Source organism: Desulfitobacterium sp. LBE (genome assembly GCF_007830365.1).
Lineage (GTDB): Bacteria > Bacillota > Desulfitobacteriia > Desulfitobacteriales > Desulfitobacteriaceae > Desulfitobacterium > Desulfitobacterium hafniense.
The window spans coordinates 2,222,330-2,235,868 of sequence record NZ_VLKD01000001.1; the positions used below are offsets into that span (position 1 = coordinate 2,222,330).

Sequence of the window (13,539 nt, forward strand, 5' to 3'; positions counted from 1 at the left end):
TTAATGAAGGACAAAAGGTGTTGAACTATGAACGGCATAAAGAAAAGAATCAGGACTACTGATAATTTAACCTTCAGCTTTATGCTGGCAACTGTGATTGTCATTATTATGGTTATGGGTGCTAAATACTTTTGGGATTATCATCAGGAGATGAAGCAAGCTGAGCGCGAGATGCTTGAGAAAGCTCAAATTATCACCCAGCAGCAAAAAGCTCTTTGGGAGTTTATGGCTATCAACCAACGTAAGATCAATTATGATCTTGACGGCAATTTAGAATATAAATTTCTCAGTTGCTCTACAGTGGCCATGGGGGTAGGCGCCATGCTGGCCGCAGAAACAGATTATAAATTAAAACCTACCAATGTTAATTATCGTAACATCTTGAATTCACCGGATGAATTTGAGATTCTGGGGGTCATCCACCTCAAGAAATTTCCAACCACAACTGAGTATTGGGCCATCGAGGATATGAATGGCAAACCTGTTTTCCGCTATATGACTCCTCTGATCATTGATAAGTTCTGTTTGGATTGTCATGGAGAACCCAAAGGTGAAATCGATATCTCCGGCTATGCTAAAGAAGGTTTGCAAATTGGGGATTTTGCGGGAGCCCTGAGTTTGACCATGCCCATGGATCTTTATCTGGAGAACATGCATGGCAGTCAAAGGAGCAATGCTTTCTTTTCCTTTGTGCTTATTTTGGTATGCATCACCTGCATTTACCTGTTGGTGACCAAAATGGTGACCAGTTCCCTGGGGGAATTGGAGCAGGCCGTCTCCAAGGTAGGTGCGGGCCAATGGGATGTTAATCTCAAAGACTTAAGGGCCAGAGGTGAAATCCGCAGGCTGACCAACCATTTTCAAAATATGACGGAACAATTGAAGGACCTCTACAGCAACCTGGAATTAAAAGTGGAGCAGCGGACAGATGAATTAGAAAGAGCCAACTCCATCTTAAAGCAGCATCAATATGAACTGGAGCAAATGAACCTGCGCCTTAACGAGACCAATATTTATAAATCGGAATTTTTGGCTGTCATGAGCCACGAGCTGCGAACTCCACTCACTTCCATTATTGCCTTTACCGAACTGCTGTTGGTGGATTTACCGCCCAAAGAGGAAAATAAGCTCCATATTCTTGAGGAGATACAGACCAACAGCCAAATCCTGCTCCGGCTGATCAACAACATTCTGGATCTGGCAAAAATTGAAGCCGGCAAGGCCCAATTGAATCTGGAAATCGTCGATATGCAGGATATTATCGCCTTGGTGGAAAGCGTGATCACGCCTTTAGCGAAAAGCAAAGACATCGATTTGAGTGTTCATGTGGACTCCCATGTCCCCTTAACCAAGGCCGATCCGGAAAAGATTCGCCGCATCATTGAGAACCTGGCCGGCAATGCGGTTAAATTCACCGACCCGGGAGGAAGAATTGAGATTCTTGTTGAATACAGTTCTGCCACAAATGAAATCATTCTCCAGGTCAGTGATAATGGTATTGGGATCAAAGAGGAGGATCAAAAATATATTTTCGAAAAATTTACCCAAGCAGACGGCTCCGCTTCTCGTAAATATGGGGGTACCGGATTAGGACTCTCTCTGGCCAAAGAATTGGTTGAACTGCATCAGGGGTGGATCAAGGTAAAAAGCCAACTCGGCGGTGGAAGCAGCTTTATCGTGGGTATTCCTGTTCAAAATTTAGAATAAGAGAGCGGAGGGAAACCATGGAAAAGCAACTCAAGATAATGTTAGTGGACGATGAGGACAGCATCCGCAAAGTCGTTGCCCATCTTGCCCAAAAAGAAGGCTATGACTTTTGCTATGCATCCGACGGGGAAAAGGCTTTACAAATGTTTGCCCAGGAGAACCCGGATCTGATCATTTTGGATGTGATGCTGCCGGAATTAGATGGGTTTGAAGTGTGCCGGAGAATTCGTCAGGAAAGTGCGGTCCCGATCATCCTTCTGTCTGCCAAAGGGGATATCGTGGATAAAAGTGTCGGCTTCAATATGGGGGCTGACGATTATATGACCAAGCCCTTCAGCCCCATTGAGCTGGCCTTGCGGATGAAAGCCATGTTCCGCAGAGCTTTTCGCCTTTCCAATGAGAATTCGGCTGAAGATAAAGATCGTTTAATCTTTAAGGATTTAGAGATTAATAATAAAACCTTCGAGGTGATCGTCCGCGGCAAAAAGGTGGACCTCACTTCCAAGGAGTTCGAACTTCTCTCCTTTATGGCCAATCATCCCGGTCAGGTGTTTACCCGTCAGCAGCTTTTTGACAATCTGTGGGGGGAAAAGTATTTAGGGGACTCCGGCACCATCACTGTGTTTATCCGCAAAGTCAGGGAAAAAGTCGAACTGGACCCCGGCCGGCCGGAATACATCCTGACCGTCTGGGGTGTGGGCTACAAATTTGCGGGTTAAAGGCTAAAAGGGGTTAACGAAAACCGAGGCACCTATGGCCTCGGTCTTTTATTGCCCTCTAACAGAGAGGACCCCAATATATACAATCCTCAACTGAAAGAGCAGTTCAGAGATCTTCAAAATGAATAAGACGTGTGCAAATTTTTTCAGCAAGAGCGCGGTTATGGGTGACGGTCAACAACCCCATATTGCGCTCTTTGATGATCTTCAGCAACACATCCCAAATCTGGGCCTGAGTGATCACATCCAGCATGGTGCTTATTTCATCGGCGAGGATAAAGCGGGTCGGGTGACCCAGGACCCGGGCGATACAGAAGCGCTGCAATTCTCCTCCTGAAAGCTCGTTGGGATAGCGTTTCAGCCATTCCTTCTCGATTCCCAGTTCCTCAAGGGTTTGGTCATCAGGCTCCCACCCCTCCGCCAGGGAGGCTCCCAGCTTCCAGCGGGGATTGAGGGCTTTTTCAGGGTGCTGATAGATGAGTTGAACCGGACAATAGCCCTTTTCTGGTAAAGGCTTGCCGGCCAGCAATACCTCTCCCCGGATTGGTTTAAGATAACCGGAGAGGATTTTGGCAAGGGTGCTTTTGCCACACCCGGAAGGCCCAATCAGTCCCACCCTCTCCCCTTCTTCAAGCTGAAGATTGATATCCTGAAGAAGCCAAGGTTCCTGGCCATAGCGGAAGCAAATATTTTTTCCCTCAAGAAGCATGGACACACCTCACTTCGCAATCTCCCACTCTGCGCATCGGTACTTCCCCGGCACATTCCCGGCTGATCTGTGCACAGCGGGGAGCAAACCGGCAGCCTGTGAGGATGCTTCCTGCATAAGGCTGGGAACCGGCAATAGGATGAAAACCGTTTTGGGGAAGAGCCTGCCATAAAGCCCGGCTATAGGGATGACGCAAGGCCTCTTCACCCCCCAGGAAATTCTCAACCGGTGTGACCTCCACGGTGGTACCCGCATAGAAGACGGCAATCCGATCCGCGTATTTTAAAGCCAAGTCGATATCATGAGTAATGAGCATCACACCACAGCCCTGGTCGGCCAGTTCACGAAAAATCCGCATAGTCTCCTCGGCGATTTCCGGATTGAGTCCGGGGGTCGGCTCATCGGCTATGATCAGCTTGGCATCACCGAGCACTGCGGTGGCAACCAAGACCCGGCGGGCCATCCCGCCGGAAAGCTGAAAGGGGAATTTTTGACCGACCTCCTCTTGGAGGGCAAAGCGGGCAAAAGCTTTCCGCTGCTGCTCCTGGGTCCCTTGCTCACCGCGGACCTGCTTAGCAACCCGCATAAGGGGATCAAGGTAGGATACGGATTGGGGAACCAGGGCGATCTCATGACCGCGCAACTTTTTCTGGCGTTGGGGGGTGAGGAGCTCTCCCTCATACTTCAGGGTACCCGCCATGGTGGCATTGGCAGGGAGAATTCCTAAGATAGCATGGGCCAGCAGACTCTTGCCTGAACCGCTGGAGCCGACGACCGCTAAAATCTCTCCCTTATGGATGCTGACATCCAGATGGGTTATGACCTCCAGCTCCCGCTGTCTGAGCCCTTTTTCATACATCCGGAATTTAACGGACAGATTATTCACTTCGAGAAGACTCATACCTATCCCTCCTATTCTTGAGCACTATAGGGATCGATCAGCCGTCTCAGGCTTTCCCCGATGGCTTCAAACATCATGACGATGAGCAAGAGCATCACGCCCGGGAAGAACGCCAGCCACCACATCCCTGTGGCCAGGTGTTTCATAGCTTCAGAAAGTATGACCCCTACCGCCGGCATATCGAGAGGCAGTCCATAACCTAAAAAGGTAATGGCCGCTTCATGAAGAATAGCGTGGGGAAAAAGCAAAATCAGTCCGATCACGAATTGCGGGAAAACATGGGGGGCAATATGATCTTTGGCAATGGTCCAGCTGCTCTTGCCTAGTTTTTGGGCGGCCTGGACATAGTGGGCATGGCGGATCTGGAGGACTTCAGCCCGCACCACCCGGGTTAGAGCCGGCCAGTGAGTTACGGCTACGGCAATAATCACTCCCTGAAGCCCCCTCCCCAGCATAAAGGATACCAGCATCAGCAAGACGATATGGGGAATTCCCATGCACAAATCCACAAGCCAGCTAATGCATTGATCCACCTTGCCGCCGGCTGTGGCCGCCACGATGCCCAGGACCAAAGCGATGACCGCGCTGACCGTGGCCGCTAACAGGCCAACCAGAATGCTGGTGGACAAACCCTTAATCGTCCGGGCAAACATATCCCGTCCCAGATAATCGGTGCCAAACCAATGAGCTGCCGAGGGTGCCAGCTTTTTGGCCCCATAGTCCGGCGCATAGGCTTCCGGACCCATCGTCACACCCACCACCGTGATGGCGATCAATACTGCTGCGCAAAAACCCAACATCAAAAAGGTCTTGGTTCGCCGGTTGAAGCCCCCATTCCTTGTCAATTCAGCTGTCATTGTGTAGTTATCCATGGGGGTTAGCCTCCTTTATGTGGGGATCAACGATACCATAGATAAGGTTGGCCATTAAATTCCCTGTGAAGACGAAGACGGCACTGAACAAAGCAATTCCCAAAAACAGGGGCACATCGCCGCGCAGTCCTGCCTGAGTCACGGCATTGCCCAGACCTGGATAGGTAAAGACCTGCTCTGCCAAGACAGAGCCCCCGAATAATTCACTGAAAGAGGCAAACTGCAGGGTAATCGCCGGCAGCATAATATTGCGAATGCCGTGCCGCTTAACAATGCTGTAGGTGGACTCTCCCCTTGCTCTGGCAAAGAGCACATACTCCGACTCCAGCACATCGATCATTTTCTGCCGGGTATGCAGGGCAATATTGGCTACTCCCACGATGCTTAGTGTAAAAGCGGGCAAAATCAGGTGATGTATCCGCTCCCCGAGCGTTACCTCAGAGGCGAGCTTGCCGATGGGAGCCGCTAAACCAATGGGAAACCACTGCAGGTTCACAGCGAAGACCATCAGAATCAAAAGCCCAATCCAGAACGTCGGAGCTGAAGATAAAGCCAGGCAAAACGTTTTGATGAAGCGATCCAGCAGCCTTCCCCGGTTAACCCCGGCCAGGATGCCAAGGACAAAGCCCATTACCCCGGAAAGAACCCAGGCTACTCCCATTAAGGCTAAGGATGCTTTCACCCGTTCCCCGATCACTTGGGTGACCGGCAAGCGATAAGTGCTGGAAATCCCCATATCCCCTTGCAGCACATGCCCTGCCCAGATTAAAAAACGCTCCGCCGGGGGCTTATCCAGCCCCCAGTAACGGGCTACATTATCCCTTTGCTCCTGGGAGACATTGGACTCTGAACCTACAAACCCATCAATGGGATCAACCGGTGAAGACATCACCAAGGCAAAGGCAATCACACTCATGGCGACGAGCAAAGTGATCATACGCAAGAAGGATGGCACGATTAGCTTCTGTAAGACCTTATTTCTCAGTTTCATCTGCGCTTCCTCAAGTCTCTTCATTTTTTTCTAATGGCAGGGATCGTTTTTCTGGACACCCTTTTATCAGGATTCAAAGGTCCACTCATTCAGATTGGCGATAACCGGCACTCCATGGCCATGGGGGTGAATCCGCTGCTCGCCGAGGCTTAACCCATCCCGTACAAAATAAGTGTGGTCGATATTGACAATCCACAGGAAGGGATAATCGACGCTGGTTCCTGTCTCGCCATCCCACTGGGATAGCTTCCAATAGTCTATGGCTTCTGCCATGCTGGTTGCCGCCAAGGCTTTCTCGATATAGTCATCCACTTTGGGATTGGCATAGGAGGCAGGATTGCTGGTTCCGACGCCAATCATCTGAGAATAGTGAGCATTGTAAAGGTCGATCGGATTATAGTCACCGCTTCCCCAACAGGTGGGTATAGTGCGGGTCAGGGCTTTACAGTCGGCCCAGGCCAATGCTTCGGCGATAAGATTAATGCCCAGCTTCTTAGCATCTTCGCTCAACGCCACAGCCAGATTATAGCGCTGTAAATCATCGGTTCTTCCGGAAATCTTGAATTCAGCCTTAATTCCATTCTTCTCCCGAATGCCGTCTCCATCAGTGTCGATCCAGCCCGCTTCTGCCAAGAGAGCCTTTGCTTCTTCCACCCGGCCATCCTCGAATTCGGGGGTGTTGTTCCAAGGCAAAGCATCCACCCGGCCGTAGGCAGGGGTTCCGATCCCGTTAAGAGCGTTTTGGATAATAGTTTCCCGGTCAATGCCAATGTTTAAGGCCTTGCGCACAGCATAATCACTGGTGACATTGTTGCCGATCACATTGCCCTTGTCATCCTTGGTCTCCCCTATGACGGGCAAATTAAATCCCCGATTATCCACAGTCTTAATCCTCGCCATGCTCATACCCGGAACTTCTTCGTAGGCATATTCAGGATTGACCATGACCACATCCAGGTTTCCTGATTTGGCTGCCGCTAAGGCGGCCTCCTCATCCAGGTTCAGAATGGAGATCTTTTTAAAGGCGGGCTTGGTTCCATAGTAATAATCATTGGGGACGACGATGAGCTGCTGCTCTTTATCCAATTGAGCTACCTTAAAGGGGCCTGTCCCGATGGGATTGTCCCCGTAACCCGGCCCGTAAGCATGCTCCGGAACAATGCCCAGCAGGGCTGTGGTGGAGGCAAAGGCCGACCATTTCTTATTCAGGGTAAAGACAACGGTAACTTTATCTTTAGCTTCGGCTTTTTCCAGCATTGTCAAATCCACGCTGGAACCGCTTGCTTTGGCGGTCATATAGGTAAAGGCCACATCATCGGCAGTCAAAGGTTCTCCATCGGAGAATTTCACATCATCGCGAAGAGTATATGTATAGGTTAAGCCATCGTCACTGACTGTATAGCCGACAGCCAAATCAGGCTCTGCTTCGATTTGGGCATTGAATTTCAGCAGGTTGCTATGAAAAATTCCGTCCCCGTAGATGCCGTACCCAGTGCAGGGATCATAACCGCCGCTGGTCATTCCATACCCTATATAAATAACCAGTTCATCTTTGTTGGTCTTTTCTTTGGTAACCGCTGGATTGCTTCCGCCGCAACCTGCCAGAACAAGGGCTAGACTCATGATCAGCATACCTAAAACTGTCCACTTTTTATTATACCTTTTCATCTTAATCATCCTCCACTTCTTTGCCACAGGTTTTAAAGAAAGCTGCCTGGATTCTTAACCTTACTTTGTTAAGTGCTCAAAATACTTCGTTAAGTGCTCAAAAATAAAAAACACCATGAAGCACGTATTTAACGACCTCCATGGTGTTAAGGCAGGTTCATCCTGCCGCTATTGCTATTTGATTCCCGGCTCTGCATAAGGTTTTGAAAAACAAGGACACCAACAACTAACAACACTTAAGAAGAGAATATACTATAGTCCCGCTTATTGTCAAGACAATTCAGTTTTTGATTTCTAAAAAATCAGACTATTTAAAAGCATGACCTTGGCCGTATCCTGATTAAGGCTTAAGAATCCGTTTAAGGCTGCCTGTGGGAAGCCGGCTTTCGGCAAGCCAGGCCTGCAGAATCTCATTGTAGAGCACCGGGTCTTCGAAATTAAAACCATGACCTGCGCCCTGGACTATATAGCCTTCAGCATGGGGAAGAAATGATACTAAATCCTGCGCAGAACGGATCATTACCCCTCTTTCCTTCTCCCCTACCAGAACAAGGGTTGGTACCGGGTTATTCTCCAAACCTTCAGGCAGCTTAAAGGCCGCATTTTCTCTAAGCAATCCTGCCAATGTCTCAGCCGATATGGACTTGGATTCTTCATAATATCTGGGAAAATATTCTGCGGGTATGCTCAGGGTTTGGGCCTGGAGTTTAGCAAACCATTTTTTCCGGGTCAAGGGAAGGGTCAGTTTTACGGTAGGCTTAATCAGACTGGACACTCCCCAAAGGGAACGAACCAATGCACTATGAACAACCCCAGTGTGAACTACCTCCGGTGAGTCCGCCAAAAGCTGCAGGAGAATTTGGGCGCCGATGGAATGTCCCACCACATGGGCTTTACCATGATGCCCTTTGCTTTTGATCAGGGCGGCCATCCGTTGGGCACATTCTTTAATGGAAAAATTCTGAAGCTCCCTGCTCTTCCCATGCCCGGGCAGATCAGGAACAAGGCAATGGAAGTCATTCAGAGCTTTAATCTGCTTATCCCACATCCAGCCGCTTAAACCGCCTCCGTGGATAAACAGCATACTAATGTCTTGTGCCTCGTTAAATTCCTGGAGGAATATTTCCATAGTGCTCTACCCTTTCCTGCCCAAACCTTTGCTGTGGGAACCGGCCCGCCATGAGCCCCCTTCGTGTTTTATCTGCTGCTGCTCTCCTTGGCAGCCCTCTTGTTTAATCGGTTGGCCAAGGAAATACCAAGCCCGATGATGCTTTCACTGTGCAGCATAGGCTCTATGGAAGGATCAAAAAGGATGGTGGCGTTGGCTTTAACCTCTTCGTCCCCCTCCCAGATAACCACACAGACAGGGATTTCCGGGAAGGCCTGAAACAGCACCGATGAGCTTCCCATTTGGGCGGGCTGCCCGCCTAAAGAGGCCGCCACAGTGTCCAAAAGCTGGGCCTGATGGCCAAAAGCCTTGATCAAGGGTGAGATGGCCGTTTTAAGAAAAGCGGCATAAAAAATCATCCCTCCCGGTATCTCCTTAATGCTCACCCACCTGGGCTCTGCTTCCGACAACGGCTGGGCATAGGCCAAATAGTTAAGAATAATGATGGCATCCATAATATCCGGAGCATGCCCATCCGCTTTACGGTATACTGTCTCCTGATTGCTATCCGCAATGTACTCCTGAGCAAAGAATATCACTGAAAACTGCCCGGTATCCTCGTTATAGGATACCGCTCGCGTCGCTGTAATCTCTGCCGGCTCCCTCTTTTTTATGTCCTGCCAAAATTTATGGTAGGCAACACGGTAATTCGTCTCCATTCTTATCTCCTCCACTCCACTCTCATCATTCGTTCCACGCCACTGCGCACTAATTAGGCTTAACCCCCTTCCTGCCCTCCCTGACATCCTGGAAAATTAATCAGACAGGGTCAGCTCCAACATCTTTTTTGTGGTGTTGGCATTTCTGATGGTAACGGATTTATAAGTCTTGGTTCCCACGATTTTGGACCACCGGGTGCGGGAAAAGGTCTTTAACTGTGCTGACCAAAATATCACAGGGCCATAAGCAAATACTTGTTCATACTCCGGTTTGGTGGCCCCTACTTCGGCCACGATGTCTGCAGCTGTGGCAGGATGGATCACAAACAGGGCATTATGTTTGGCCTCAGGGTCCTCACCCCACCAAGCCGGCGCATGCTCCAAGGCTTCCCGCATGCTCTCTTCATCGATCAATGCTAAATCTATAGGAAATTTAAATTCCTCTTCTAAAATCACTCTGCATTTTTCAGCAAGCATGATCTGGTCCTGGGCTTGAGCATCGAAGATGACATTCCCGCTATTGATGTAGGTCACGACATTTTGAAACCCTGCTTTTGTAAAGCATTGTTTTAATTGCACCATGGGGACTTTATTTTTCCCGCCTACATTGATCCCCCGCAGCAGGGCGATATACTTCATATAAAACTTCTCCCATTTCATTATTAAGGAATATATGCTGTGCCAAGAAGGCCTTGCTCTTACAAGGTATAATAGCGCTGTACGGAAGGAAGCAAGGTGAGGGCCTGAATGAGTAAGGCCCAAAAAATATAGCCCAGATGAATGGCGACAAAGCCTTTAATGATATAAGCTTCGACCGCAATGAAGATAATTAAAATAAATCCGATATAGAGTGAATAGGTCCAGGCCCAGTCTTTATCGGCAAACAGGTTGAGCCGATTGGCTATTGGCAAAGGCTGATTTCTTACTAACCCATAAGCTGCCAGCAAGGGCAAAATCCCTAACAGGGTGAGCAGAATGATGCCGGGGATCAGAAAGCTGCTGAAGATGGAACCGTCCAGTATGGTGACCGGCATCTGAATTATCCCGCCGCTGGGATCGATGATGAGAACCACCCCGCCAAAAATTGCGCCTAACCCTAAGATAATGTGCAAAACGATCAATAACTTGCTGGAAAAAGGCCTTCTTTTAATTTTAAACCCCATGTTTATCACTCTCTTTTCCCTCAGATAATGTGTATTATATTATCTTAGCTGTATGATCGACAGGCGGTGTTAATGCTGGCAGGTTAAACAATAATAAGCATTCCTGCCGCCAACTATTTTTTGTTGTATGGGCTCACCACATTGAAGGCAAGGCTGTCCCGTGCGATCATAAACCTTAAAATGGGGGATCATGCCTCCGCTTAACTTATCCCAGGGGGCAAAGGGCTCTTCGATATATCCCCCTTTGGCAATCCCTTGCTGGAGCAAATCAGGGATGACCCCATACAGCCGTTCCTTCTCCCCATCGGTTAAGGTGGGGGTTTTGCGTTCCGGCAGTATTCCTGCGGCAAATAAAATCTCGTTGGCATAGGCGTTGCCTATGCCTGATATGTTTTTTTGATCCATGAGCAGAGGCTTAATCATGCCTCTTTTCCCGCTAAGGATCTTCAAAAAAGCGGCCAAGGAAAACTCCGCATCCAAAGGATCAAGACCCAGCCCCTCCTTGATGGCATCCACCTGAGATGGCTCGAGCAGCTTAAGGTAACCTAATCTTAAGTCGCAAAAATGGAGAATGGAGTGATCGGCAAACTTCAGCCGGATATGGGATCTGCCCGGCAGTTCTACAGGTTCTCCCGCCACTTCATAATACATTCTGCCATCAAGCATCATATGAGCGCAGAGGGCTTTCCCTGAGCTCAGGGCAAGGATGAGGTATTTCCCATATCTTAAGACCTGCTCAATACTTGTATCCTGCACCCATCTTACAAACTCATCGGTAGGAACATTGGTGCTGCGGGCCCTGGTGATTTCAGTTCCCACAATTCTTTTGCCAAGGACGGACATCTGTAAATAATTCTTGTACGTTTCCATTTCAGGAATTTCCGGCATAATGCTCACCTCAAGCATAGTGTTGCCAGACAAACCCAGTCTGACTCAACTATCGGCAGATAATTAGCAGCGGCTCCTTTGCCGAACTGCCAATTTCTCTTGGACACTGGGGAATAAGTCCATATTCGTGTGCGGTAAAAACCGGCTGCCGCCGTATTTATCCATAAAGCTGCTGCTGGCATTCATTTCGAAATAAGTGATCTTTCCGGCTATTTCCTCTATTTCTTGGCGCTTGCTGTTGGAAAGCAGAACTTGACGCGCGCCTTCACCTGAGCTGTTGCCCAGGCGCAGCATCTGCTCCCGGGGGAGATCGGGGTAAAGCCCTATGGTAATTGCCGATTCAATAGGTAAATACTGACCGAAGGCACCTGCGGCATAGAATTTGGCAATCTCTTCCCATTGGCAGCCCACGCTTTCCATCAATACTTCAAGGGCGGCGTTTACGGCTCCTTTGGTGCGCATAAGGCTGTTAATGTCCTTTTGGCTTATGAATATCTCCTTGCCCGTTGCGCTTTCATCGGCAGGAACGATGGTGAAGCGCTCTCTCCCGTCTGTGAAGCGGGCGGCTCGATTAATGAGCCCATTGAGAAAAAGTTCGGCTAAGGAATCAATCAGTCCTGAACCGCAAATTCCCCGTGCCGGGGCATTATCAATGGTTGTATATCCCACATGATGTTCAGAGTCTATGCTGACCTGATCCACAGCCCCTTGTTCAGCTCTGATTCCCCATTCTGTTACTCCCCCTTCCAAGGCCGGGCCGGCCGCTCCCGCACAGCCTACCAGCCATTCCTGATTGCCCAGAATAAATTCCCCGTTTGTTCCGATATCGGCCAGGAGTGAAACCTCTTCCTGCTTATGCATACCGCTTACCAGAATCCCCGCTAAGACATCCCCGCCAATATAGCTGCCGATGCTGGGCAAGCAATAGGTGGGGGCGAGGGGATGGACAGCCAGGCCGATTTCCCCGGCACAAACTATCCCCGCATTATTAACCGCCGGTCTGTAGGGCGCCCGGCAAATTGAACCGGGGTCCAGCCCTAAGCATAAATGAACCATGGTTGTATTGGCTCCGATACATACTCCAGTGATAGCTTGCTGTTTCAACCCGGCTTCCAGGCATAATTGTTGGATAAGGGCATTGAGTGTATTCACAATCAAGGCTTGCAGCTCTTTTAAACCTTTTTCTTCCCTGGCCGCCATAATGCGGCTGAGTATATCATCGCCAAGCTTAATTTGGCCGTTATAGTCCGAAGCTTTAGCCATAATATCCCCATTAACCATGTTGACAAGATAGACGACCACCGTGGTTGTGCCTATATCAATGGCTAATCCGACCTGAACACAGGTGTGATCCCCAGGTTCTGCATCAATTACCTGATAGCTTGCAGCCTTGCCATCTTCATTGATATCATTGCCGGCAGCCAGTGTGGCTGTAATCACTTCATTACCGTCATGAACAAGCTTTACGAGATGATTCATAAGGGCTAGCGGAATCTCCACGGGGACGCCCAGCCTTTGCTGCAAATTTTGGCGGAGGGTGTCAACCATGCCCTTATTGCCTTGCTCATGGCCTTGAAGTATCTTGATGCTTATTTTCCTTGTCAGTGGATCGAGCTCAAAATCACTGACAACTCTCTGGTCCGCTAAAATGACCGGCCGATAATGATTCATGTTCATCCCCCCTTGTCTAAGTATAACTGGAAAGCCGGGAAATTGTTAGAATAATTCAAATATAAAAGAGGAGTTGCCGCCGGCAATTCCCCTTAGAGTTCTGGGTTCCTCAATTATTTCCGGAATGATAGGATTCACCAGGCAAAAGCCTAAGTCTGTAAATATTATTCTCGGTGTGAATCTCTACATAGTCCATGGCTTTAATAACATTAGTTATCCGGCTTAAATGAGTCCTTGAGCATTGGCCATCCTGGATGTATAAGAGTTTTCCCCTCGAGCCGATTTCAATATCCTGCAGCCAAACCACACGTCCCCATCTATGAAGGGATGTGGGAACTTTAGGCAGGGTGATATCATAAACGCCCTCAATAATTCCTACATCATTGTTTATGTTCATACATATCTTCCCTCCTTAAGCATGCA

14 protein-coding genes are annotated in these 13,539 nt (G+C 49.0%); 2 read left to right on the plus strand and 12 right to left on the minus strand.

Annotation, left to right across the window (positions count from 1 at the left end; genetic code table 11):
• Positions 1–27 precede the first annotated feature (27 nt).
• Complete coding sequence (locus DESLBE_RS10500; protein WP_005808085.1) at positions 28–1,707, plus strand: ATP-binding protein; 1,680 nt, start codon at positions 28–30, stop codon at positions 1,705–1,707.
• A 17-nt stretch (positions 1,708–1,724) separates the two neighbouring features.
• The gene (locus DESLBE_RS10505) at positions 1,725–2,426 is read left to right on the plus strand and encodes a response regulator transcription factor (protein ID WP_058490848.1); all 702 of its coding nucleotides are present in this window, start codon (positions 1,725–1,727) and stop codon (positions 2,424–2,426) included.
• 106 nt (positions 2,427–2,532) lie between these two features.
• Here the strand turns inward: DESLBE_RS10505 and DESLBE_RS10510 are convergent, their stop codons facing one another.
• The 12 genes from DESLBE_RS10510 to DESLBE_RS10565 form a co-directional block, all read right to left on the minus strand.
• The gene (locus DESLBE_RS10510) at positions 2,533–3,135 is read right to left on the minus strand and encodes an ATP-binding cassette domain-containing protein (RefSeq protein ID WP_144676676.1); all 603 of its coding nucleotides are present in this window, start codon (positions 3,133–3,135) and stop codon (positions 2,533–2,535) included.
• Complete coding sequence (locus DESLBE_RS10515; protein WP_144676678.1) at positions 3,125–4,036, minus strand: ABC transporter ATP-binding protein; 912 nt, start codon at positions 4,034–4,036, stop codon at positions 3,125–3,127. The genes DESLBE_RS10510 and DESLBE_RS10515 overlap by 11 nt, the downstream gene beginning before the upstream one ends.
• 11 nt (positions 4,037–4,047) lie before the next feature.
• Complete coding sequence (locus DESLBE_RS10520; protein WP_005808079.1) at positions 4,048–4,908, minus strand: ABC transporter permease; 861 nt, start codon at positions 4,906–4,908, stop codon at positions 4,048–4,050.
• Positions 4,901–5,899, minus strand: a complete 999-nt coding sequence (locus DESLBE_RS10525) for an ABC transporter permease (protein ID WP_144676680.1) — start codon at positions 5,897–5,899, stop codon at positions 4,901–4,903. Before DESLBE_RS10525 ends, DESLBE_RS10520 begins: the two co-directional genes overlap by 8 nt.
• Before the next feature lie 66 nt (positions 5,900–5,965).
• Positions 5,966–7,567 carry an ABC transporter substrate-binding protein gene (locus tag DESLBE_RS10530; protein ID WP_144676682.1) on the minus strand — a complete coding sequence of 534 codons (1,602 nt, stop codon included), beginning with the start codon at positions 7,565–7,567 and terminating at the stop codon, positions 5,966–5,968.
• 340 nt (positions 7,568–7,907) lie between these two features.
• A complete protein-coding gene (locus DESLBE_RS10535) occupies positions 7,908–8,696 on the minus strand; it encodes an alpha/beta hydrolase (protein ID WP_144676684.1) in 789 nt (262 codons plus the stop codon).
• Between the two features lie 68 nt (positions 8,697–8,764).
• Complete coding sequence (locus DESLBE_RS10540; protein WP_026184133.1) at positions 8,765–9,394, minus strand: DUF3786 domain-containing protein; 630 nt, start codon at positions 9,392–9,394, stop codon at positions 8,765–8,767.
• Between the two features lie 96 nt (positions 9,395–9,490).
• Entirely contained in the window at positions 9,491–10,033 is a 543-nt protein-coding gene (locus DESLBE_RS10545) for a DUF1697 domain-containing protein (protein WP_041272617.1), read from the minus strand.
• A 59-nt stretch (positions 10,034–10,092) separates the two neighbouring features.
• Positions 10,093–10,557, minus strand: coding sequence for a hypothetical protein (locus DESLBE_RS10550; RefSeq protein ID WP_026184134.1), 465 nt, complete (start codon positions 10,555–10,557; stop codon positions 10,093–10,095).
• Between the two features lie 69 nt (positions 10,558–10,626).
• Positions 10,627–11,445: a DNA-formamidopyrimidine glycosylase family protein gene (locus DESLBE_RS10555; RefSeq protein ID WP_144676686.1), complete on the minus strand. Its 819-nt coding sequence runs from the start codon at positions 11,443–11,445 to the stop codon at positions 10,627–10,629.
• 63 nt (positions 11,446–11,508) lie between these two features.
• Positions 11,509–13,122 (minus strand): ASKHA domain-containing protein, encoded by a 1,614-nt coding sequence (locus DESLBE_RS10560; protein WP_144676688.1) that lies wholly within the window; start codon positions 13,120–13,122, stop codon positions 11,509–11,511.
• Between the two features lie 103 nt (positions 13,123–13,225).
• The gene (locus DESLBE_RS10565) at positions 13,226–13,513 is read right to left on the minus strand and encodes a hypothetical protein (protein ID WP_005808060.1); all 288 of its coding nucleotides are present in this window, start codon (positions 13,511–13,513) and stop codon (positions 13,226–13,228) included.
• Positions 13,514–13,539: the final 26 nt, after the last annotated feature.

What these genes read in the sequence shown, in the direction of transcription:
- DESLBE_RS10510 (WP_144676676.1), bottom strand. Translation starts at nt 3,135, where the DNA reads ATGCTTCTTGAGGGAAAAAATATTTGCTTCCGCTATGGCCAGGAACCT.
- DESLBE_RS10535 (WP_144676684.1), bottom strand. Translation starts at nt 8,696, where the DNA reads ATGGAAATATTCCTCCAGGAATTTAACGAGGCACAAGACATTAGTATG.
- DESLBE_RS10520 (WP_005808079.1), bottom strand. Translation starts at nt 4,908, where the DNA reads ATGGATAACTACACAATGACAGCTGAATTGACAAGGAATGGGGGCTTC.
- DESLBE_RS10545 (WP_041272617.1), bottom strand. Translation starts at nt 10,033, where the DNA reads ATGAAGTATATCGCCCTGCTGCGGGGGATCAATGTAGGCGGGAAAAAT.
- DESLBE_RS10530 (WP_144676682.1), bottom strand. Translation starts at nt 7,567, where the DNA reads ATGAAAAGGTATAATAAAAAGTGGACAGTTTTAGGTATGCTGATCATG.
- DESLBE_RS10505 (WP_058490848.1), top strand. Translation starts at nt 1,725, where the DNA reads ATGGAAAAGCAACTCAAGATAATGTTAGTGGACGATGAGGACAGCATC.
- DESLBE_RS10560 (WP_144676688.1), bottom strand. Translation starts at nt 13,122, where the DNA reads ATGAACATGAATCATTATCGGCCGGTCATTTTAGCGGACCAGAGAGTT.
- DESLBE_RS10515 (WP_144676678.1), bottom strand. Translation starts at nt 4,036, where the DNA reads ATGAGTCTTCTCGAAGTGAATAATCTGTCCGTTAAATTCCGGATGTAT.
- DESLBE_RS10565 (WP_005808060.1), bottom strand. Translation starts at nt 13,513, where the DNA reads ATGAACATAAACAATGATGTAGGAATTATTGAGGGCGTTTATGATATC.
- DESLBE_RS10540 (WP_026184133.1), bottom strand. Translation starts at nt 9,394, where the DNA reads ATGGAGACGAATTACCGTGTTGCCTACCATAAATTTTGGCAGGACATA.
- DESLBE_RS10550 (WP_026184134.1), bottom strand. Translation starts at nt 10,557, where the DNA reads ATGGGGTTTAAAATTAAAAGAAGGCCTTTTTCCAGCAAGTTATTGATC.
- DESLBE_RS10555 (WP_144676686.1), bottom strand. Translation starts at nt 11,445, where the DNA reads ATGCCGGAAATTCCTGAAATGGAAACGTACAAGAATTATTTACAGATG.
- DESLBE_RS10525 (WP_144676680.1), bottom strand. Translation starts at nt 5,899, where the DNA reads ATGAAACTGAGAAATAAGGTCTTACAGAAGCTAATCGTGCCATCCTTC.
- DESLBE_RS10500 (WP_005808085.1), top strand. Translation starts at nt 28, where the DNA reads ATGAACGGCATAAAGAAAAGAATCAGGACTACTGATAATTTAACCTTC.